The following is a 20,795-nucleotide window of genomic DNA, read 5'->3' as shown; positions in this document are numbered from 1 at the left end:
TAGGCGCTCGCGCTGGTCTTCGCGGACGCTTGGACGTAGCTAGATCCGATGGCGCACTCAGGATTCGTACCGCTTCGGGTTTTCTCCTGTTTCACCATGCTTGAAGGCGCGATCGAACCAAAGGCGATCGCCAAGCGAGCGCGCGAGCTGGGCTTTCCCGCCGTGGCGCTGGCCGATCGCAACGGCTTGTATGCGGCGATGCCCTTTTCCGAAGCCTGCATGAAAGCCGGCGTGCAACCGGTCATCGGTACGCTGCTGGCGGTCAGGCGCCCGAATATGCCCGATGGCGTGACCGCGCCGATCGACTGGCTGGCGCTCTATGCGCAGGATCAGACCGGGTACGAGAATCTGTGCGATCTCGTCTCCATGGCGCATCTCGATCGCCCGATTGAGGAGGACGCGCACGTAACCTTCGCGGATCTGGAGGGGCGGACCAATGGGTTGATCTGCCTGACCGCAGGATCGGAAGGCGCGCTGGCGCGGCTCTACGCCGAGCAGCAGTACGTTGCGGCCGAAGCCTATGCGGAGTCCCTTCAGGCGCTGTTCCCCGACCGGCTCTATATCGAGATCGTCCGTCGACTCGACGAGGTGGAGGGGCGCGCTGAGCCCAAATTGCTCGACTTTGCCTATGCCCGCGATCTGCCGCTGGTCGCGACCAATCCAAGCAGCTTCGCGGAGCAGAGCTTTCACGAGGCGCATGATGCGATGCTTTGCATCGCCAATTCGTCTTACATCGCCAGCGACGATCGACCGCGCTCCTCGCCCGACGCCTGGATGAAGTCGGCGACCGACATGAAATCGCTGTTCGCGGATCTGCCAGAGGCAATCGCCAATACCATGGTGGTCGCGCAGCGCTGCGCATTCGCTGCGCCAAAGCGCAAGCCGATCCTGCCGAGCCTTGCGGGCGACCGCGAAGGCGAGGCGGCGATGCTGCGCGAACTTTCGTGGCAGGGCCTCGATGCGCGCCTCGCTAAAGCAGGGATAACCAGCGCCGAGGAGCGGAAGCCCTATGAGGACCGGCTCGAGTTCGAGCTCGACGTCATCATTCAGATGGGCTTCCCTGGCTACTTCCTGATCGTTGCCGACTTTATCCAATGGGCGAAGGCGCACGATATTCCGGTGGGGCCGGGCCGTGGTTCGGGAGCCGGCTCGGTGGTCGCATGGGTGCTGACCATCACCGATCTCGATCCCTTGAAATTGGGCCTGCTGTTCGAACGCTTCCTCAATCCGGAACGCGTTTCGATGCCCGACTTCGATATCGATTTTTGCGAAACCCGGCGCGGCGAGGTAATCCGCTACGTTCAGCAGAAATATGGCCGCGACACCGTCGCGCAGATCATCACCTTCGGTACGATGAAGGCGCGCGCCGTGCTCAAGGATGTCGGGCGGGTGCTGCAGATGAGCTATGGCCAGGTCGACCGCTTGGCCAAGCAGATCCCGAACCACCCGACCGATCCGTGGACGCTGGAGCGCACGCTGAACGGCGTCAGCGAGTTTCATGCCGAGTATAAGAACGATCAGGGGGTGCGCCATCTGATCGACCTGTCGATGCGGCTGGAAGGGTTGCCGCGTCACTCGTCGACGCACGCCGCCGGCGTGGTGATCGGGGATCGGCCGCTGGCGCAGCTCGTGCCGCTTTACCGCGATCCGCGCTCTGACATGCCGGTGACGCAGTTCGACATGAAATATGTCGAGGCGGCGGGGCTGGTGAAGTTCGACTTTCTCGGCCTCAAGACGCTGTCGGTGCTCAAGCGCGCGGTGGAGTTGCTCACCGATCGGGGCATCGATATCGAGCTCGATACGCTCGGCTGGGATGATCCCGAAGTCTATGACCTGCTCCAGCGCGGCGACACGGTTGGCGTGTTCCAGCTCGAATCCGAAGGCATGCGCCGCACGCTGACTGCGGTGCGGCCCACCAATTTCGGCGATATCATCGCGCTCGTCTCGCTCTACCGTCCGGGCCCGATGGACAACATCCCCAGCTTCGGCCGCCGCAAGCAGGGCACTGAGGAGATCGTCTATCCGCACGACCTGCTCGAACCCATCCTGAAGGAAACCTACGGGATCTTCGTCTATCAGGAACAGGTGATGCAGGCCGCGCAGATCCTGGCGGGCTATACGCTGGGCGGCGCGGACATGCTTCGCCGCGCGATGGGCAAGAAGATCAAGGCGGAGATGGACGCGCAGCGCGAGACGTTTGTGAAGGGCTGCGCGGAGCACAACAAGATACCAGCCGCCAAGGCAAATGAGCTGTTCGACTTGATCGACAAGTTCGCGGGCTATGGCTTCAACAAGTCGCACGCGGCGGCCTATGCGCTCCTCGCTTATCATACGGCTTGGCTGAAGGCGCATTACCCGCACGAATTCTTCGCCGCTTCGATGGCGTATGACATCCATCAGACCGACAAGCTCGCGATCTTCGCGGACGATATGCGGCGGCTCGGCGTCGCGTGCCTGCCGCCCGATATCAATGCCAGCCAGGCGGATTTCTCGGTCGAGAAGCATCAGGAGGGCTATGCCGTCCGCTACGCGCTGGGCGCTTTGAAAGGCGTCGGCGAAAGGGCGATGGAATTGCTGGTCGAGGAGCGGGAGGCCAAGGGGCGCTTCAAGTCGCTCGACGATTTCGCGAAGCGGATCGATCCGCGCATCCTCAACAAGCGCCAGGTCGAAACGCTGGCGGGGGCGGGAGCGTTCGACAGCGTGGAGGACAATCGCGCGGGCGTGTTTGCCGCCGCCGAGACGATCCTGGCCGTGGCGCAGCGCACGCATGAAAGCCGGATCAGCGGGCAGGGCGGCCTGTTTGGCGAATCCGATCCCGGCGGCGGCATCACCCTGCCAAAGAGCGCTCATTGGTCTATGGCCGACCGGACGAGCGCGGAGAAGGAAGCGTTCGGCTATTATTTCGAGGCGCACCCGCTCGACCGCTACGAGCATCTCGCCAAGCTCCACGGCGCCCGGCTCATCGGGAGCCTTAACGAGATTCCGATACCCGAAGGGGCGCGGATCGGAGCGGCCGTCGCGGCGCTGATCGAGGATGCGCGGTGGCGCACTTCGGCGCGGGGCAACCGCTATCTGATGGCGACGATCAGCGACACCAGTGCGCAGACGCCGGTCACCTGTTTCGACGAACTGGTCGCCAAGGACCTGGAGGACGCCGCGCGCGCGGGGGGCTGCGCAATCCTGACCGTGGAACTCGACAAGCGCCCGGGCGAGGACACACCGCGCGTCACCGTCCGGCGCGTCCAGCCGTTCGAGAGCCTGGCGAACAACGCACAGATGGTGCTCGAAATCGCGCTCAACGACGCGAGGGCATTACCGGTTCTCGCCGGCATGGTTTCCGAGCAGCGTGGCGGGCGCGGCCAGATCTTCGTGCGCGCGCCGATCTCCGACGGCGAGGCTGAACTCGTCCTGGGCCGCGATTTTCGCCTCGACGGCGAACTGGCGCAGAAGATCGAAAACCTTCAGGGGATCACCCTGGCCATCCTGAGAACGGCCGACCGCGAGCAACTGGCCGCAGTAGCCTGAGCCGATAGCACCCTCTCGACTCTCGTCGCACCACGCGGCTAGATTATCGAAAAATCGGTATGGAGAGGTTGATGCTGGGCGGGATGCAGGATTTCGAGCTTCGGGTGCCACGGCTGATCGATCATGCGGCTCGCGAGCACTGGGGACGCGAGATCGTCAGCCGCTGGGCGGATGGCACCGAGACGCGAACCACCTGGGCGGGCGTATCCCGCGATGCACGGAAGCTGGCGCAGGCGCTGGAACGGCTGGGGATTGGCAAGGGCGACCGGGTCGCCACGCTCGCGATGAACCATAGCCGCCATCTCGTCGCCTGGTATGGCGCGATCGGGATGGGTGGGCTGATCCACACGATCAATCCGCGCCTTTTCGATGATCAACTCGCTTTTATCGGCAATCATGCCGAGGACCGGATCCTGTTCTACGACAAGGCCTTCGCGCCGATCGTCGAGCGAATGAAGCCGCAATGGACGACGATCCGACACTATTACTGCTTCGATGGCGACGGGCCCGACAGCTTCGAGGCGCTGCTCGCGCAGGAGGACGGCAACTATGCATGGGTGGAGGGCGACGAGCGCGATCCTTGCATGCTCTGCTACACCAGCGGCACCACCGGCAATCCCAAGGGCGTCGTCTATACCCACCGCTCGACCGTGATCCACGCGATCACCGAATTGCAGCCCGCCGAGTTTGATCTTTCTACCCAGTCGGTCGTCCTGCCGATCGTGCCGATGTTCCACGCGGTGGGCTGGGGATTGCCCTTCGCCTGCGCTGCCGTGGGCGCCAAGTTCGTGTTCAGCGCGGTCAACGAACCCAAGGTCCTGTGCGAACTGATGAACCGCGAAAAGGTCACGCACTCGGCCGGCGTGCCCACCGTCTGGTTTGGTATGTTCCAGCACATGGATGCGACCGGCGATGCGCCAGAGCATTTGAAGATCGTGACCATTGGCGGATCCGCAGCGCCGCGCGCGATGATCGAGCGGATCATGAAGATGGGCGTTCGCGTCAATCATGCCTGGGGGATGACCGAGACCAGCCCGATCGGCACGATGGGCGCGCCATCCCATGATTGGGACGATCTGAGCTTCGAACAGCAGGTCGATCAGGTCAGCAAACAGGGCAAGGTGCCGTTCGGCGTCGAACTGCGTGTTGTCGATGATGAAGGCAAGGTGCAGGCGCGCGACGGCGTCAGTTCGGGCCGGTTGCAGGTACGTGGACCGTGGATCATCCGCCAGTATTTCCAGGACGAGAACGGCCCCTGCGTCGATGCGGATAACTGGTTCGACACGGGCGACGTCGCGGTGCTCCATCCGGACGGCGTGATGCAGATCACCGATCGGGCAAAGGATGTGATCAAGTCCGGCGGCGAATGGATCAGCTCGGTGGAGCTGGAGAATGCCGCGGTCGGTTGTGCCGGCGTCGCCGAGGCCGCTGCGATCGGCGTGTATCATCCGCGTTGGGACGAGCGACCGATCCTGCTGGTAATCCGCAAGCCCGAAAGCAACGTTACGGCGGAGGAAATCCAGGCACATCTGGCGGGCCATGTCGCCAAATGGTGGCTACCCGATGAGGTGCATTTCGTGGAGTCGCTGCCGCACACCGCCACCGGCAAGCTGCTCAAGACGGCGATCCGGGAGCAGTATAAGGACTTCAAGCTCGCCGCTGTGTGAGCGCCCACGAGACTGCAAGGCTTGTGCCCGCAGCGCTTCTGGTGAACATTCGGCGAAATGGAAACGGTGAACATTGGATCGGCGGGCGTGGAGGGTGTGACCCTCGGGGCGCGTCCCGAAGCCGTTCGCGTCGTGCCGCAGGAAACTGCGGTGGTCGTGATCGACATGCAAAACGCCTATGCGTCACCGGGCGGATATGTGGATCAAGCCGGGTTCGACATTTCCGGCGCGGCGGGCACGATCGGCAAGATTGCCCAGGTGCTGGAAGTGGCGCGCGGGGCGGGGATCCAGGTGGTCTATCTGCAAAATGGCTGGGACCCCGATTATGTCGAGGCGGGCGGCCCGGGATCGCCGAACTGGCATAAATCCAATGCGCTCAAGACGATGCGCAAGCGTCCCGAACTGGCGGGTACGCTGCTGGCGCGGGGCGGCTGGGACTATGATCTGGTCGATGCGCTCAGGCCGCAGGATGGCGACATCGTCATCGGCAAAACGCGCTATTCGGCCTTTTTCAATTCGCAGCTCGATAGCGTGCTGCGATCACGGGGCATCCGGACGATCATATTCGTCGGGATCGCCACCAATGTTTGCGTCGAGAGCACCCTGCGCGATGGCTTCCACCTCGAATATTTCGGGGTGATGCTGGAGGATGCGACGCATCATCTGGGGCCGCCCGCGATGCAGGAAGCGACGGTTTACAATGTCGAGAAATTCTTCGGCTGGGTGAGCACCACGCAGGACTTCTGCGGGAGTTTCGGCCAGTTGCCCAAGGAGTGAGCCAAATGCCCTTCGAACCGATCAATCCGCCTCAATTCCCGACCCCGATCGCACCTTATTCCGCTGGCGCGAAGGCCGGAAACACCGTCTATGTCTCGGGCGTGCTGGCGCTGGGCGAGGGGGGGGTGGTCCTCCATGTCGGCGATGCCGCGGCGCAGACCCGGCATGTGCTGGACGTCATAAAGATCACGCTGGAAGCCGCCGGGGCGACCATGGCGGACGTGGCGATGAACCACATCTTCCTGAAAGACCTAGGCGACTATGCCGCGTTCAATGCGGTGTATGCCGAGTATTTCCCGGGCGCGAAGCCGGCGCGCTACTGCATCAAATGCGATCTCGTGAAGCCGGAGTGCCTCGTCGAGATCGCCAGCGTGGCGCATATCGGTTGATCGACGGACTCTACTGGGAATCGCATGGCGCTGGCCCGCCGCTGATACTTTCGGCGGGGCTTGGCGGCTCGGGCAATTACTGGTTGCCAAACCTCCCGGCGCTCGCCGCGCACCACCGCGTCATCCTCTATGATCACCGGGGCACCGGGCGTAGCGACCGGGCGTTGCCCGATACCGTCACCGTCGAGCAGATGGGCGACGATATCCTCGCGCTGATCGACGGGCTCGATCTGGGTAAGGCCACCATCATCGGCCACGCCGCCGGTGCGGTCGCGGGGCTGGCGGCAGCGCTCAAGGCACCCGAGCGGATCGATCGCCTCGTTCTGGTCAACGGCTGGTCGCGGCCCGATCCGCATTTTGCCCGATGCTTCGATGCCCGGCTGGCCTTGCTGCGTAACAGCGGCCCGCGCGCCTATCTGGAAGCGCAGCCGATCTTCCTGTTTCCGGCCAACTGGCTGTCCGAGCATCACGATCAGCTCGTCGCCGAGACCGAGCAGCATTTGGCGCATTTCGCGGGCGCGGAAGCCTATGAGAGGCGCATCGCAGCGCTGCGCGCCTTCGATATAGATGCGCAACTATCACAAATATCCGCGCCGACGCTTGCGCTTGCCGCCGAGGATGACATGCTCGTGCCATCGAACTGTTCGCGGCACCTTGCCGAGGGCATCAGGGGGGCGAAGCTCGCGATGATGGGCTGGGGAGGGCATGGCTGCAACGTCACCGACCCGGAAACCTTCGAGCGCCATGTCCTCGATTTTCTAGGGAGCTAGCACCATGCAGGTCGGCGTTTTCGTACCCATCAACAATAATGGCTGGCTGATCAGCGAGAACGCTCCCCAGTACAAGCCGAGCTTCGACATGAACAAGGAGATCGCGATCGCGGCCGAGAAGCATGGCCTCGATTTCCTGCTCTCGATGATCAAGCTCCGCGGCTTTGGCGGGAAGACCGAGTTCTGGGAGTACGGCCTGGAGAGCTTCACGCTGATGGCGGGGCTCGCCGCCGTCACGGAGAAGATCAAGATCTACGCGACCTGCCCGACGCTCGTCATCCCCCCGGCCTTTGCCGCGCGGATGTGCAACACGATCGACAGCATCAGCCATGGCCGCTTCGGGCTCAACCTGATTACCGGCTGGCAGAAGCCCGAATATAGCCAGATGGGCCTGTGGCCGGGCGAGGACCATTTCCGCAATCGCTACAAGATGCTCGACGAATATGCCCACATCCTGCGCGAGCTGTGGGAGACGGGCCGCAGCGACTTCAAGGGCGACTATTACCAGATGGACGATTGCCTCGTCCGGCCCCAGCCGCAGGGGGACATGAAGATCATCTGCGCGGGCTCTTCGGACGAGGGCCTGGCCTTCAGCGCGCAATGGGCGGACTATGCCTTCTGCCTGGGCAAGGGCGTCAACACGCCCAAAGCCTTTGCCTTCAACAACGAACGCCTGGCCGCCGCGCTCGAGAAGACCGGGCGCGACGTATCCGTCTTCGTGCTGATCATGGTGATCGCCGCCGAGACGGACGAGGAAGCGATGGCAAAGTGGAAGTCGTATAATGACGGCGTCGACCATGATGCCATTGCCTGGCTCGCCAATCAGGGCGCGGCGGACAAGGTCAACGCGACCACCAACGTCCGCCAGCTCGCCGCCCCCGAAGGCGCGGTGAACATCAACATGGGTACGCTTGTCGGCAGCTATGAAAGCGTCGCGCGGATGCTGGACGAGATGGCGGAAGTGCCGAATACGGGCGGCGTGCTGCTGACCTTCGATCATTTCCTGGAAGGCGTCGAGAATTTCGGGACGCGTATCCAGCCGCTGATGAAGAGCCGACAGAAATAATTGCGCGTCGAAAGGTGACACAAAGGTGACACCAAGAACGCCGTTTCCGGCGACTGTTCGGACTTGTCAAAGAGCGGCCATCCAGAGGGCTGGCCGCTCGATGCAAGCAGACGAAATCCTACATTGCAAGGGCGATGTGGAGAGCCGCGAGACCGGCTAAGTTGGCCGCGCCGCTCGATGGAGCCGGGCGTCTGAATGCCGTTCCGAACCCATCCGCTTGCCTCTGCCACCCTATCGCTTATGGTAACGCTACCACGCGCAACAAGCGGGAGACGGGGATGAGGATGGTTCGGGCGCTTTGGGCGATTATCCTGTTGTGCGTAGTGCCGATCGCGCAGGCGCAGGAGCGGTCGCATTGGGTGGCGGGATGGGCCACGGCGCTGATGGTGCCGACGAACGAGAATATCGCGGCCGATGCCGACCTGACCGACGCGACGCTGCGCCAGGTGGTGCGGATCACGCTGGGGGGCAGGCAGCTTCGCGTGCGGCTGTCCAACGTCTTCGGCAATGCGCCGCTCACCATCGGGGCGGCGAGCATTGCGCGCTCCGCCAACAATGCCAGCGCGAAGATCGATCCGGCCAGCCTGAAGCGGCTGACGTTCAACGGGGAGGCGAGGGTCGTCATTCCGGCGGGGGCGGAATATTGGTCGGACCCGGTCGCGCTGCCGGTGGAGGCGGGCGCGGACCTGACGATCAGCCTGTACCTGCCGAAGGCGCCGGACCGGCAGACCAGCCATCCCGGCGCGCGGGCGCACAGCTATTTCGCCAAGGGCGATCAGGCGGGCGCGGCGGACCTACCGGGCGCGAAGACGGGTACGCGCTGGTATCTGCTCGGCGGGATCGAGGTGGATGCGCCGGGGGCCAGCGCTGTCGTGATCCTGGGGGATTCGATCACCGATGGATATGGCGTGCAGCCCAACACCAATCTGCGCTGGCCCGACGCGCTGATGCTGCGGATGCGCGCGGATCCGGCGACGCGGAACATGGCGGTGCTCAATGCGGGGATTGGCGGCAATCGGCTGCGGCTGGACGGGGCGGGGCCGAACGCGCTTGCCCGGTTCGAGCGCGAGGTGCTGTCGCCACCGGGCGTGACGCATCTGATCGTGATCGAGGGGATCAACGATCTGGGCACGCTGACCCGCGAAGCGCCCGCGACGCCCGAGCAGCATGCCGCTTTGGTGAAGGAGATGATCGGGACACTCCAGCAGATCGTTACCCGCGCGCGGGCACGCGGCATCAAGGTGATCGGCGGGACGATCATGCCCGATGGCGCATCGCCATTCTATCATCCCGATGCGGCGAACGAGGCGGATCGCGCGGCGGTGAATGCCTGGATCCGGACGCCGGGCAATTTCGATGCGGTAGTGGATTTCGATGCGGTGATGCGCGATCCCGCAAACCCGCTGGTGCTGCGCGCCGATCTGGATTCGGGCGACGGGCTGCACCCATCGATGATGGGCTATCAGGTGATGGCGGAGGCGGTGCCGCTGTCGCTGCTATCGCCCAAATCGAAGGACAAGGGACGGCAGGTTCCCCCACCGCCGCCCGCGATCGCGCTGACCTTTGATGACATGCCCGCGCATGGCCAATTGCCGGTGGGGACGACATGGCCGGAGGTGGCCGACGGGATCATCGCTGCGCTGAAGGCGGCGGATGCCCCAGCGACGGGATTTCTGAACGGGGCGCTGCTGGCCCAGGCGCCGGGTGGCGAAAAGGTGCTCGATGCGTGGCGGGCGGCGGGACTGCCGCTGGCCAATCATGGCTGGAGCCACGCCAATCTGGACCAGTTGACCGACGCGCAATTCGCAGAGGAAGTGGCGAAGAATGAGGCGCTGCTGGCGAGCAAGATGGGCAGCGAGGATTGGCGCTGGTTCCGCTATCCGTTCCTCGCAGAAGCCTCTGCCGATCCGGCCAAGCGCGCGCGCATCCGAAAGCTGCTGGCGGACAAGGGCTATAAGGTCGCCACCGTCACGATGGATTTCGGCGACTGGGCCTATACCGCGCCTTATGCCCGCTGCGTCGCCAGGCAGGATTACGCCGCGCTCGCCGAGATGGAAAAGGCATGGCTCGCGGGCGCCGCCGCCAATGCGGATCGCTACCGGGCAATGTCGCGCGCGCTTTATGGCCGCGACATCCCCTATGTGCTGCTGATGCACCTCGGCGCGCTCGATGCGCGGCTGATGCCGCAATTGCTGGAGATGTATCGCAAGAAGGGCTTCCGGTTCGTGACCCTGGAGGAAGCATCGCGCGATCCCTATTACCGCAGCGAAGTGAACCCTGCGCTGCCGCCGCGGCCACAGGGGCTGGAGGGTGCGCTGAGGGCGAAGGGGATGGAGGTCCCGGCGGGGCCGACACTGCCGGATTTCGGAAAGATGTGCCAGTGACGCGCATGCGTCCCGCGCTCCTCGCGCTCGCGCTTCTGGCCCCCTCCGCCGCCCTCGCGCAGGAGACAGAGGATGACGGCTATGAGATCATTGTCTCGGGCATGTTGAAGGAAGACGAGGGCATCGTGGTAGAGGCCGTGCCGCGTTGCTACGAACGGGATGGCGATCCGCTCGACAGGGTGCCAGTGTCACTCGGTGTAGGCGAGCAGCGCGTGATCGGGCCGGATGCGGATGGCACGATGCGCTGGCGTCCTGACGACGAGCCGTTGCTCGGCCCGGCGATCTGGCAGCGCGCGGGCAATGCGATCGGCGACTATCGATTCCGGGTGCCGATCGAGCCCGACAAGCCGATCTGCATCGGCGCGAAGGCCTATGCGACGAACGGGTTTGCCCAATTGCGCCGGATCGTTTCCTCCGAGGGGATGCACGGCCGCTACCTCCATTTCTCGGCGCGGGTATCGACGCGCAAGGCGGGTCTGGTCCGTTTCTGGCTGGCGACGGGCGACGAGCGGAACCGCCGGGGGCTGGGAGGCGATACGCGCGATTCGCCGCTGCAGGGCACGCATGGCTGGCGCACCGTCCACCTCGTCGTCGGGCCCGTGCCTGATTATGCCAATCATGTCAGCTATGGCTTTCTGCTGCAGGGCCGGGGCGATGCCTGGCTTTCGGACGCCAAGCTGGAGGTACTGACCCGGGAGCAGGCGCAGGCGGTCGCCTCGCTGCCGATCTCACGCGTGGGCAACGCCCGCCCGCGCTAGAACAACTCCCCCTGCGGACCGGCGGGCGGGCGGAAGAGATCGGTGCGGACGTTGAAGCGCTCGCCGTCCAGCCCGTAGCGGCGGCAGGCGATGTGGAAGCGGGTGCGGAGCAGGTCTGACCACGGCCCCTGTCCGCGCATTCGCGTGAAGAAATTGGGGTCGTTATCCTTGCCGCCGCGGATCGACTGGATCGTTGCCATCACCTTCGCCGCGCGATCGGGGAAATGCGTGTCGAGCCAGGCGCGGAATAGCGGCGCTACTTCATGCGGCAGGCGGACGGGGAGGAAGAACGCCGCCCGCGCGCCCGCTGCCGCCGCTTTCTCCAATATATGCTCCATCTCGTGATCGGTGATCTGCGGCACGATCGGGGATAAGGAGACGAAGACCGGAATGCCCGCATCGCTGAGCTTGCGGATCGCGGCGAGGCGCTTGGCCGGCGCGGCGGCGCGCGGCTCCAGCGTCATCGCGATCCTGGGATCGAGCGAGGTGACCGAGATCATCACCGCCGCCAGCCCCTTCGCGGCCATGGGCGCGAGCAGATCCAGATCGCGCGTTACCCGATCGGATTTGGTGGTGATCGTCAGCGGATGGTCGCATTCGGCCAGCACTTCGATGCAGCCGCGCGTGATCCGCCATTCGCGCTCGATCGGCTGATAGGGATCGGTGTTGGTCCCGAACGCGATCGGCCTGCACACATAGCCGCGCTTCGAAAGCTCGGCACGGAGCAGGGCAGGGGCATCGGGCTTGGCGAACAGCTTTGTCTCGAAATCCAGCCCCGGCGAGAGATCGTGATAGGCGTGGGTGGGCCGCGCGAAGCAATAGATGCAGCCATGCTCGCAGCCGCGATAGGGGTTGATCGAGCGATCGAAGGCGATGTCGGGGGACTGGTTGCGCGTGATGATCGTGCGGGCTTTCTCCACCGTCACGGTCGTTCGGATCGGCGGTGCTTCGCCGTCGACGGTTTCGCGATCGTCGAGCCAGTCGCCATCGCTTTCGCGACCGGGCAGATTGAAGCGGATGCTTTCCCGGTTGAACGTGGCACCGCGAATGGCTCGACTCTTCGGCATTGCGCAAGGATAAGCTGCATCCGAGAACATAGCAAGAACATGAGAAGGCGCTGGCGGGGGTATTCGTCAACGAGTCCGATCAGCAGTGATTGCCAGGGGGCGGGCGCGTGATAGGCTGCGGCGAAATCGGGGGGCTCATGCGTTCGTTCTTCTTCGCGGCCGTTGTCGCGATCTTGGCTACACCGGCGTTCGCGCAGGATCGCGATGCGTGCCCCGCCGGGCAGGTGTGCGCGAGCGCGCCGGCGACCGTTTTTGCCGCGCTGGAGAAAGCCAAGCTCAAGCCCAAGCTCGGCAAGGATGGCAATGGCGATCCGCTGATCGAGGTGGAAGGGGCACCCTATCATTTCGACGTCTATTTCTATGGCTGCGAGAAGGCGAAGAATTGCGATTCCCTGCGCTTCGAAGTGATCTTCGAGAAGGATGCCGACGCGACGCCGCTGCTGGCGAACAAATGGAATTCGAGCCACCGCTTCATTCAGGCCGCGGTGAAGGACGATGGCCGGTTCGTCATGGCCTATGACGTGCCGACGATCGGAGGCATCAATGCGCGCAACTTTGCCGATGTGCTCGACTGGTGGACATCGATGCTGGGCGAAGCAGGCGACTTCTTCGGGAAAGAGCTTGGCGAGAAAAAGCAACCATGATGGAGCAAGTTCGATCGCATTGACCCGGATCAGATCAATCTCCAATTGAGCGGCCCCGCCCGACCCGTATCAAATCACCGATGGTGAAGGGGAGCGGGTCTATGGCGATTGCGAAGAGAATGCTTGTCGCGCTGGGCGCGGGGCTGTTGTTTCTCAATCCTGCCGCGTCGTTCGCCCAATCGACCGAAGATAATTGGCTCGACTATCTGGAAACCATGCTGCGGGACGAATCGACCCGCTGGCTGGTGTTCACCTACAAATATAACAGCCTGCGCAATTTCCAGGTGGTCGATTCGAATTCCTACGCCACGGTTGTCAAGGCGCGCTTCAGCTATACGAACGACATGAATGACACGGTTTATGTCACGCTGAATGTCAGCGGACGGCGCTCCTGCCTTGCCTATGCATCCGAGCAGAACTTCTGCACCACCACCGGACGGGGAACGCTGCGCTAGATCTTGCGGAGCGCTATCGCTCCATCAGACGCGGCATCAGTTCGACGAAGTTGCAGGGCTTGTGGCGGATATCGAGCTGGGTGGCGAGGATGCCGTCCCACGCATCGGTGACCGCGCCGGTGGAGCCGGGGAGCGCGAAGATATAGGTGCCGCGCGCGACACCGGCGGTGGCCCGCGACTGGATCGTCGAGGTGCCGATGCTCTGGTAGCTCAGCCAGCGGAAAAGCTCGCCGAAGCCGGGAATTTCCTTGTCCCACACGCGGGCCAGCGCCTCGGGGGTCACATCGCGGCCGGTGACGCCGGTGCCGCCGGTGGTGAGGATCACATCGACCTGGGGATCGTCGATCCAGGCGTGCAGCTTGCGGATGATAGCCTCGGGATCGTCGCGAACGATCGCGCGATCGGCGAGGACGTGGCCCGCCGCAGTCAGCCGCTGAACGAGGCGGTCGCCCGAGCGATCGTCGGCCAGCGTGCGGGTGTCGGAAACGGTAAGCAGCGCGATCCGCACGGGGCGGAACGCGATACTCTCATCGATTGCCAAGATCGCCCCGGGTTGTGGACGTGCGGCCGCCGATCCTGACCGCCGAGGCACCGGGCATGCCGGGGAATTTGGGCCACAGCCCCTGGGTCAGCGCCTCACGGCTGGGCGATTTCCGCCCCTCCTGATTCTCGTACATCCAGTAATTGCGCAGCACGGTCATCACATAGCCGCGCGTCTCCCAATAAGGGATGCTCTCAATATAGAGCAGGGGATCGCCGCCATCGCGGCTCATCGTGTTCCAGAGCTGCACCGGCGTGGGCCCCGCATTATAGGCGGCGATCACCTTGGGCAGCAGGCCGCCGGTGACGGAGCCGTCGCGCAATTGCTCGAGATAGGACTGGCCGATCTCCATATTGACCGAAGGCTTGGTGAGATCGGATGCGGCATAGGTGACGCCCTTGCGCCGGCCGACATCGGTGGCCGCGCCGGTTTTCACCTGCATCAGCCCCATCGCTCCGGCTGCGCTGCGGATCTCGGCATTGAAGCGCGATTCCTGGAGCGTGTGGGCGAAGACCAGGGCCTTTTCGACGCGCCAGCCTCCATCGGGCGCCCAGTTCGGCGCGGGATAGCGCGCGGCGACCTGAACCACCGCGCCCGAGGGGCCGTTGTGCGACAGCCACAATTGCGTGGCGGGGAGGCTGAGGCGGCCGGCAAGGCGCGTGAGGGCGGCATGCTCCGGCGCGTTGGCGCTCAGCTTTGCCTGATGCCGGATGACTTCGTCGGCAAGCTGGGTTTCGCCGATTTCGACCAAGGCCGCAGCGACGCGGATGTTCGGGCGGCGTTCCAGCGCCTTCCAGTCTTCGGCGACGAAGGTTTCGCCGCGTACCGGCCGGGTCTCGATCGCCAGCGACTGCCGGGCGAGCAGGCCGTAGAAGGTTTCGCTATATTGTGCGGCTCCGCGAAGCTTTGGCGAGACCTTTTCAGGGCGACCGCACGCCATCTCGGCGCGCGATCCCCAGTAGAGCCCGGCAGAGCGGAGTTCGGTATCGGCGGCGCGGGTCGCAACGCGATCGAAAGCAGCGCCGGCACTTTCGCAATCCTGCTGGCGCCAGGCGGCGAGCCCCGCGACCCAATCGGCCTGGGCAACCCAATTGCCCACCCCCTGCTGCGCGCGGGCGGCCATGCGGCGGGCATTGGTATCGTCGCCGGAGACGTAATAGATCCAGGCGACCTTCTGCTGCCATTCGGTTGCGGATTCGGGCGTGAGATTGACGCCCAGACGCTCGACCAACGCTTCGGCACCGGGACCGTCATCGGCCTTGATAAAGGGCTGGATCGCAAGCGCGACTTCCATCGCGGCATTATCGCTGCTGACCGTGCGGGCGCGCTGGCGCACCGGCGCGCCATCATACCATACGAGGCGCTGGGCCATCGGCAGCGCAGGCGTACTCGTCGCGCCGCGGGTCTTCGCCATGCGGGCGATCTGTTCGGCCTGGGGCAGTTCGGGGGCTTCGGCCAGCAACGCCATCAGCGGGGCGAGTTCGACCTTTGGAGAGTTCCTGGCGGTGTAAAGCTCGGCGCGGGCGATTGGATGGAGTGGGCCGGGCTTCATCGAATCGAGCTGGAGCTGCGCGTCCTGCCATTTCTCGCGGCGGATCGCGCCGAAGACCGTGCGATACCCCTCGCGCTGCTGGCTATCGAGCTGATCGGGGATGCCGTCTCCGTCACGCACCTTGGGCGCGGACGTGCTGCCGCCGTCGCGTGCAGGCGGAGCGGCAGGCGGCTCTTCAGCCTGCGCGATGGCGGGAAAGGTGAGGATCGCCGCAGCGGCGAGCAGGATACGCTTGTTCACAGGCTCCCCCGGGTCAACAGCAACAATTGCTTCCAGGCTTCGCTTTTGGCGGCGGGCCGATCCAGGAAACGCGGATGGAAGCTCGCCACTGCCCGCGTGGTGCAGCCAAAAAGGTTAACATCGTCTAAACCATTGGCGGTGCCATCGACGATCCGTTCCGCAGGCTGGCCGAGCAGCAGCAGCCGTTCGGGCTTGAGCAGGCTGAGATGATGGCGCGCAAGCTGGATCAGCCGACCCTCCTGCTCGGGAGGGATGCGCCCGGTGATCGGCCGCGCTACCGCGAGCGACCCCAGATAGACCGAATCGCGATCCAGCCCGATCGCTGCGAGCATCCGATCGAACATCCGGCCGGACGGACCAGTCAGCAATCCGTCCACATCCTCGGCGCATGGCATATCCGAGAACACGACCAATTTGGGATGGGCAGGACCGCGCGGCGCGATCAACGGGGTGTGCCAGCCATTCTCGGGCGCCGCCGGGCCCATGCGCCAGGCGACGAAATCCTCCAGCGTGGTCGGCAATATCTCGGCAGGCGCGGCCGCTACGGCAGCGGCCTTCGCCACGGCTTCGGGCATGGCCACGGGGCGCGCGAGCCAATCGTGCGGCGCATCGTCCTGCAGCGTTTCGACACCGGCATCGCGCCACCATTCGAGCGCGCTTGCGATCGCCACCTGCCAGTTCTGAGCTTGTTCCGCCCCCATACCCTTTCTTTGAATCCCAGTTGACGTCGCGGTCAATCTACCTTCATCGACGCGGGGACAGGACGTTGCCAGCGCGCGACGACAGGCGCAAGCAGCGTCCCAAAATGAGCATGCAGGGGATTTGGCTATGAGTGAACGCGAGTCGATGCCGTACGATGTGGTGATCGTCGGCGCGGGCCCTGCGGGGCTTTCTGCGGCGATCCGCCTGAAGCAGCTGGCAGCGGATGCGGGATCGGAACTGTCGGTCTGCATTCTGGAAAAGGGTTCGGAAGTCGGCGCGCATATCCTTTCGGGCGCGGTCGTCGATCCCAAGGCGCTCGACGAACTGCTGCCGGATTGGCGCCAGCAGGATTGCCCGATGGCGCGCACCCCGGTGACCGAAAATCACCACTGGATCCTGAGCGAAAAGGGCAAATCGAGCTTCCCCGAATTCATGACGCCGCCCTTCCTGCACAACAAGGGCACCTATACCGGCTCGCTCGGCAACCTTTGCCGCTGGCTGGCGGGCAAGGCCGAGGAACTGGGCGTCGAGATCTTCCCGGGCTTCGCGGCGGCCGAGATCCTGTACAACGAGGACGGCAGCGTGAAGGGCGTCGCCACGGGCGACATGGGGGTGGCGCGCGATGGCACGCACAAGCCCGATTACACGCCCGGCCTTGAGCTGCATGCCAAATACACCCTGTTCGGCGAGGGCGTGCGTGGACACCTGTCCAAGCAGCTGATCCGCAATTTCGATCTGGCGAAGGACAGCCAGCCGCAGGTCTATGGCATCGGCATCAAGGAATTGTGGGACATCGATCCCAAGAAGCATGTGCCCGGAAAGGTGATCCACACCCAGGGCTGGCCGCTGAAGGAAGGCGAGGCCAATGGCGGCGGCTTCCTCTATCATCAGGCGGACGGGCAGGTCGCGCTCGGCTTCGTGGTGTGGCTGAACTACACCAACCCGTATCTCTCGCCCTTCCAGGAAATGCAGCGCTGGAAGACGCATCCGGCGATCGCGGAGATCCTGGAAGGCGCAAAGCGCGTCAGCTATGGCGCGCGTGCGATCAGCGATGGCGGCTTCCAGTCGGTGCCCAAGCTGGTGATGCCCGGAGCGGCGCTGATTGGCGACAGCGCGGGATTCCTCAACGTGCCGCGGATCAAGGGCACGCATACCTCGATGAAGAGCGGCATGTTGGCGGCCGAGGCGGCGTTCGCCGCGGTGCAGGCCGGGCGCTCGTCAGACGAGCTGAGCGCCTATCCCGAGGCTTATGAAAATAGTTGGGTTTACAAGGAACTACGTGGTGTTCGTAACGTCGTTCCTCTGGTCAAGAAGTTCGGCGATACCTGGGGCACGGTCGCATCCGGCGTTGCGATGTGGATGGAACTGGCGGGGCTGCGCTGGCCCTTCACGATGAAGCATCATCCGGACCATGAGAGCCTGGTCCATGCCAGCGAGGCGCGGCAGATCGATTATCCCAAGCCGGACGGCGTGCTGACCTTCGACCGCCTCTCCTCGGTGTTCATCTCGAACACCAATCACGAGGAGGACCAGCCGGTTCATCTCACGCTGAAAGATCCCGATATTCCCATCGGTTACAATCTTCCGGTGTACGCCGAGCCGGCGCAGCGTTACTGTCCGGCAGGGGTGTATGAGGTTGTGGGGGAAGGCGATGATCTGCGATTCCAGATCAACGCGCAGAATTGCGTGCACTGCAAGACCTGCGACATCAAGGATCCGACCCAGAACATCAACTGGGTGGTTCCCGAAGGTGGCGGCGGGCCCAATTATCCGAACATGTAGGAGACTCGCCCGGTCGGCGCTGCTGGCAGGGCTGGCGCTGCTGACGGCCGCGCCAGCCTGTGCCCAGGCGAATGCCGAATATGTGCGGGCGCGTATTGCGGATGCGGCGGGCCTCGCCGGACCTGCATCGGCTGGGTATGGCGCTGCGCTCGCGGCGCAGCCGGGCGACGCCATGCTCGCGCAGCGCGCCTATCGCCAGGCGCTGACGGCAGGGGATTATACGTTGGCGAGCCGCGCCGCGGCGGTGCTGGTGCGCGCCGGAAAGGCACCGCCCGATACCGCGCTGCTTGCCTTCGCCATGGCGCTGAAGGCGAAGGATGCCCGCGGCGCCGATGCGGCGCTGACGCGGATCGCCAAGGGGCCGCTCGATTTCCTGACACCGGTGCTGGAGGCATGGCTGGCAGTGGAGCGGCGCGGCGACCCGATGGCCCCGATCGAGAAGGCGCGCGGCAATGTGCTCGCCACGCGCTTTGCCGCGCATCACCGGCCGCTTCTGCTGATTGCTACGGGGCGAAGCGCAAAGGCGGTGCCGATGCTGGCGGAAATGCTCTCGCCCGGTGCTGACGGCAGCGACGACCTGCGGATCGACGCGGCTGCGTTGCTCGCGGTCTCCGGTCAGCGCAGGCTGGCCGAGCCGCTGCTGGCGGGAGATCGCGCCGATTTCGTGCAGCTTCGCAAGCGGCTGGGCAAAAGCGCGAAGCCGGGTGCGGTGTTTGGCACGGCGCGGCTGTTCCTCGGCGTGGCGGAGGATATCGCGGCGCAGGATATTCCGGCGCTTTCGATCCTGCTGACGCGCGCCGCGCTGTTGCTCGATCCCGCAGACGATCGCGCGCGGCTGTTCCTTGGCGAGGCGCTGGCGCAAGGCGGGCACGAAAGGCAGGCGCTGACCGAACTTGGCAAGGTGGCGGCGGACAGCCCCTATCGGCGCGGGGCGCAGGTGGGCCTGATCGGCGTGTACCAGCGCGCCGGCCACCCCGAAGCCGCGCTGCCGCTGGCAAAGGCGCTGGCGGACGATGCGGGTGCGACGGAGGCGGACGCCTGGACCTATGGCGACGTACTGGCCGGGAACGCGCAATATGCGGCAGCGGCGGAAGCCTATCGCGTGGCGCTGGGCCGGGCGGAGGGCGATGGCGGCTGGGAGCTCCACTATCTTTACGGCTCCGCGCTGGATCGCGCCGGGGAGTGGGGCAAGGCGCTGCCGGCGCTGCGGCGCGCGGTGGAGCTTGGCCCCGATCAGGCAGCGGCGCTGGAATATCTCGGCTATGCGCAGGTGCTGCGCGGTGAAAATCTGGCCGAAGCGCAGGAACTGCTGGAGCGGGCGAACAGGATCAGCCCCGACGATCCTGGCATATCGGCCTCGCTTGGCTGGGCCTATTTCACGCGGGGCGACCTGACCCGCGCTTTGCCCTTGCTCGAAAGCGCGGTGAAGGGAGATCCGGGCGGTGTGGTGCCGAACGAGCATCTGGGCGACGCCTATTGGAAGCTCGGGCGGCGCTACGAGGCGCGCTACGCATGGAATGTGGCGGCGCTATATGCCGGGCCAGAGGCGAAGGACCGCATCGCCGGAAAGCTCGACAAGGGCCTATGATCGAGCGCGCGCCTGCCAAGCTCAATCTGGCGCTGCACGTTCGCGCGCGGCGGGAGGACGGCTATCACGAGCTGGAGACCCTGTTCGCCTTTGTCGAGTTTGGCGACGAGGTGACGGTGGAGCCCGCCGATAGGGACAGCTTCACGGTGACCGGGCCGTTCGCGGGCGGGCTGGCGGGCGAGGGTGACAATCTGGTGACGCGCGCGGCGGCGGCCTTTGTCCGGCGCTTTGGCGGGTGCCCGCACGCGATCACGCTAGACAAGCGACTGCCCGTGGCATCGGGCATCGGGGGTGGATCGGCGGATGCGGCGGCGACGCTGCGCGCGCTGGGACGCCTGCACGGCGTGGCGGACGAGGCGATGTTCGAGATTGCGGACGCGCTGGGTTCGGACGTTCCGGCATGCCTGTTTGGCCGCACCGCGATCGGGCGGGGCCGGGGCGAGCGGCTGGAGCCGGTGGCGGGGATGCCGGGAACGCCGGTACTGCTCGTCAATCCGGGGGTGGCGGTCTCCACCGCGGAGGTGTTTCGCCGCTGGGACGGTGTGGACCGGGGTGCGCTGGCGGGCGATCCGCGGGCCGGTCGCAACGATCTGGAGGCACCGGCGCGGGCGATTGCGCCGGTGATCGGCGAGGTTCTGCAACTGCTGGATGCGCAGCCGGGGGTGACGCTCGCGCGTATGTCCGGATCGGGCGCGACCTGCTTTGCCCTGTGCGACACGCCCGATGCCTGCGCCGCTGCCGCGCAGGCGCTGGCCCGCCCGGGCTGGTGGGTGCAGCCGACGCGGCTCTCGGCGTAAGCGCCGATTAACCACGGGCTGCAACCGATCCTTCGCATTCCCGCACTAATCTTTTCCCCAGCGGATCAGACGCGAGGAGCGGGACGTTCGC

17 protein-coding genes are annotated in these 20,795 nt (G+C 65.0%); 13 read left to right on the top strand and 4 right to left on the bottom strand.

Going from position 1 to position 20,795, the window contains the following annotated elements:
• Nucleotides 1-48 precede the first annotated feature (48 nt).
• From dnaE to SSO01S_RS04380, 8 genes are all read left to right on the top strand, one after another.
• A complete protein-coding gene (gene dnaE, locus SSO01S_RS04415; protein ID WP_066795756.1) occupies nt 49-3,525 on the top strand; it encodes a DNA polymerase III subunit alpha in 3,477 nt (1,158 codons plus the stop codon).
• A gap of 71 nt (nt 3,526-3,596) precedes the next feature.
• Entirely contained in the window at nt 3,597-5,192 is a 1,596-nt protein-coding gene (locus SSO01S_RS04410; RefSeq protein ID WP_174520752.1) for a long-chain fatty acid--CoA ligase, read from the top strand.
• 57 nt (nt 5,193-5,249) lie between these two features.
• A complete protein-coding gene (rutB, locus tag SSO01S_RS04405; RefSeq protein WP_066795747.1) occupies nt 5,250-5,969 on the top strand; it encodes a pyrimidine utilization protein B in 720 nt (239 codons plus the stop codon).
• A gap of 5 nt (nt 5,970-5,974) precedes the next feature.
• Nucleotides 5,975-6,358, top strand: a complete 384-nt coding sequence (gene rutC / locus SSO01S_RS04400; protein WP_066795744.1) for a pyrimidine utilization protein C — start codon at nt 5,975-5,977, stop codon at nt 6,356-6,358.
• On the top strand, nt 6,355-7,128 hold the full coding sequence (gene rutD / locus SSO01S_RS04395; RefSeq protein ID WP_066795730.1) for a pyrimidine utilization protein D: 774 nt from the start codon (nt 6,355-6,357) through the stop codon (nt 7,126-7,128). Before rutC ends, rutD begins: the two co-directional genes overlap by 4 nt.
• A gap of 4 nt (nt 7,129-7,132) precedes the next feature.
• On the top strand, nt 7,133-8,194 hold the full coding sequence (rutA, locus tag SSO01S_RS04390) for a pyrimidine utilization protein A (RefSeq protein ID WP_066795722.1): 1,062 nt from the start codon (nt 7,133-7,135) through the stop codon (nt 8,192-8,194).
• 278 nt (nt 8,195-8,472) lie between these two features.
• The gene (locus tag SSO01S_RS17855) at nt 8,473-10,578 is read left to right on the top strand and encodes a GDSL-type esterase/lipase family protein (RefSeq protein WP_245646576.1); all 2,106 of its coding nucleotides are present in this window, start codon (nt 8,473-8,475) and stop codon (nt 10,576-10,578) included.
• Nucleotides 10,575-11,336 (top strand): hypothetical protein, encoded by a 762-nt coding sequence (locus tag SSO01S_RS04380; RefSeq protein WP_157073634.1) that lies wholly within the window; start codon nt 10,575-10,577, stop codon nt 11,334-11,336. Before SSO01S_RS17855 ends, SSO01S_RS04380 begins: the two co-directional genes overlap by 4 nt.
• On the opposite strand, the gene SSO01S_RS04375 is transcribed toward SSO01S_RS04380, so the two are convergent.
• Nucleotides 11,333-12,403, bottom strand: coding sequence for a PA0069 family radical SAM protein (locus tag SSO01S_RS04375; protein WP_066796303.1), 1,071 nt, complete (start codon nt 12,401-12,403; stop codon nt 11,333-11,335). The two genes, SSO01S_RS04380 and SSO01S_RS04375, sit on opposite strands and share 4 nt — an antisense overlap.
• A gap of 137 nt (nt 12,404-12,540) precedes the next feature.
• On the opposite strand from SSO01S_RS04375, the gene SSO01S_RS04370 reads away from it, so the two are divergent.
• Nucleotides 12,541-13,047, top strand: a complete 507-nt coding sequence (locus tag SSO01S_RS04370) for a YbjN domain-containing protein (RefSeq protein ID WP_066795714.1) — start codon at nt 12,541-12,543, stop codon at nt 13,045-13,047.
• Nucleotides 13,048-13,148: 101 nt separating this feature from the next.
• On the top strand, nt 13,149-13,502 hold the full coding sequence (locus SSO01S_RS04365) for a hypothetical protein (RefSeq protein ID WP_157073633.1): 354 nt from the start codon (nt 13,149-13,151) through the stop codon (nt 13,500-13,502).
• A gap of 13 nt (nt 13,503-13,515) precedes the next feature.
• On the opposite strand, the gene moaB is transcribed toward SSO01S_RS04365, so the two are convergent.
• From moaB to SSO01S_RS04350, 3 genes are read right to left on the bottom strand one after another with little or no spacing between them, the layout of a single operon-like run.
• Nucleotides 13,516-14,043, bottom strand: a complete 528-nt coding sequence (moaB, locus tag SSO01S_RS04360) for a molybdenum cofactor biosynthesis protein B (RefSeq protein ID WP_066795708.1) — start codon at nt 14,041-14,043, stop codon at nt 13,516-13,518.
• A complete protein-coding gene (locus SSO01S_RS04355) occupies nt 14,030-15,835 on the bottom strand; it encodes a lytic transglycosylase domain-containing protein (protein ID WP_066795705.1) in 1,806 nt (601 codons plus the stop codon). The genes moaB and SSO01S_RS04355 overlap by 14 nt, the downstream gene beginning before the upstream one ends.
• Complete coding sequence (locus tag SSO01S_RS04350) at nt 15,832-16,506, bottom strand: uracil-DNA glycosylase family protein (protein WP_245646574.1); 675 nt, start codon at nt 16,504-16,506, stop codon at nt 15,832-15,834. The genes SSO01S_RS04355 and SSO01S_RS04350 overlap by 4 nt, the downstream gene beginning before the upstream one ends.
• Before the next feature lie 157 nt (nt 16,507-16,663).
• Between SSO01S_RS04350 and SSO01S_RS04345 the strand changes: the two genes are divergently transcribed.
• The 3 genes from SSO01S_RS04345 to SSO01S_RS04335 are packed head-to-tail and all read left to right on the top strand — an operon-like array spanning nt 16,664 to nt 20,704.
• Nucleotides 16,664-18,319 (top strand): electron transfer flavoprotein-ubiquinone oxidoreductase, encoded by a 1,656-nt coding sequence (locus tag SSO01S_RS04345; protein ID WP_066795700.1) that lies wholly within the window; start codon nt 16,664-16,666, stop codon nt 18,317-18,319.
• Nucleotides 18,288-19,907 (top strand): tetratricopeptide repeat protein, encoded by a 1,620-nt coding sequence (locus SSO01S_RS04340; protein ID WP_157073632.1) that lies wholly within the window; start codon nt 18,288-18,290, stop codon nt 19,905-19,907. The genes SSO01S_RS04345 and SSO01S_RS04340 overlap by 32 nt, the downstream gene beginning before the upstream one ends.
• The gene (locus SSO01S_RS04335) at nt 19,904-20,704 is read left to right on the top strand and encodes a 4-(cytidine 5'-diphospho)-2-C-methyl-D-erythritol kinase (protein ID WP_066795697.1); all 801 of its coding nucleotides are present in this window, start codon (nt 19,904-19,906) and stop codon (nt 20,702-20,704) included. Before SSO01S_RS04340 ends, SSO01S_RS04335 begins: the two co-directional genes overlap by 4 nt.
• The last annotated feature ends 91 nt before the right edge of the window (nt 20,705-20,795 follow it).

Source organism: Sphingomonas soli NBRC 100801 (assembly GCF_001591025.1).
In the GTDB taxonomy this organism is placed as follows: Bacteria; Pseudomonadota; Alphaproteobacteria; order Sphingomonadales; family Sphingomonadaceae; genus Sphingomonas; species Sphingomonas soli.
This window is presented reverse-complemented; position numbering and strand designations above follow the sequence as displayed.

What these genes read in the sequence shown, in the direction of transcription:
- rutC (WP_066795744.1), top strand. Translation starts at nt 5,975, where the DNA reads ATGCCCTTCGAACCGATCAATCCGCCTCAATTCCCGACCCCGATCGCA.
- SSO01S_RS04365 (WP_157073633.1), top strand. Translation starts at nt 13,149, where the DNA reads ATGGCGATTGCGAAGAGAATGCTTGTCGCGCTGGGCGCGGGGCTGTTG.
- SSO01S_RS17855 (WP_245646576.1), top strand. Translation starts at nt 8,473, where the DNA reads ATGAGGATGGTTCGGGCGCTTTGGGCGATTATCCTGTTGTGCGTAGTG.
- SSO01S_RS04370 (WP_066795714.1), top strand. Translation starts at nt 12,541, where the DNA reads ATGCGTTCGTTCTTCTTCGCGGCCGTTGTCGCGATCTTGGCTACACCG.
- SSO01S_RS04410 (WP_174520752.1), top strand. Translation starts at nt 3,597, where the DNA reads ATGCTGGGCGGGATGCAGGATTTCGAGCTTCGGGTGCCACGGCTGATC.
- SSO01S_RS04345 (WP_066795700.1), top strand. Translation starts at nt 16,664, where the DNA reads ATGAGTGAACGCGAGTCGATGCCGTACGATGTGGTGATCGTCGGCGCG.
- SSO01S_RS04375 (WP_066796303.1), bottom strand. Translation starts at nt 12,403, where the DNA reads ATGCCGAAGAGTCGAGCCATTCGCGGTGCCACGTTCAACCGGGAAAGC.
- SSO01S_RS04335 (WP_066795697.1), top strand. Translation starts at nt 19,904, where the DNA reads ATGATCGAGCGCGCGCCTGCCAAGCTCAATCTGGCGCTGCACGTTCGC.
- rutB (WP_066795747.1), top strand. Translation starts at nt 5,250, where the DNA reads ATGGAAACGGTGAACATTGGATCGGCGGGCGTGGAGGGTGTGACCCTC.
- rutA (WP_066795722.1), top strand. Translation starts at nt 7,133, where the DNA reads ATGCAGGTCGGCGTTTTCGTACCCATCAACAATAATGGCTGGCTGATC.
- dnaE (WP_066795756.1), top strand. Translation starts at nt 49, where the DNA reads ATGGCGCACTCAGGATTCGTACCGCTTCGGGTTTTCTCCTGTTTCACC.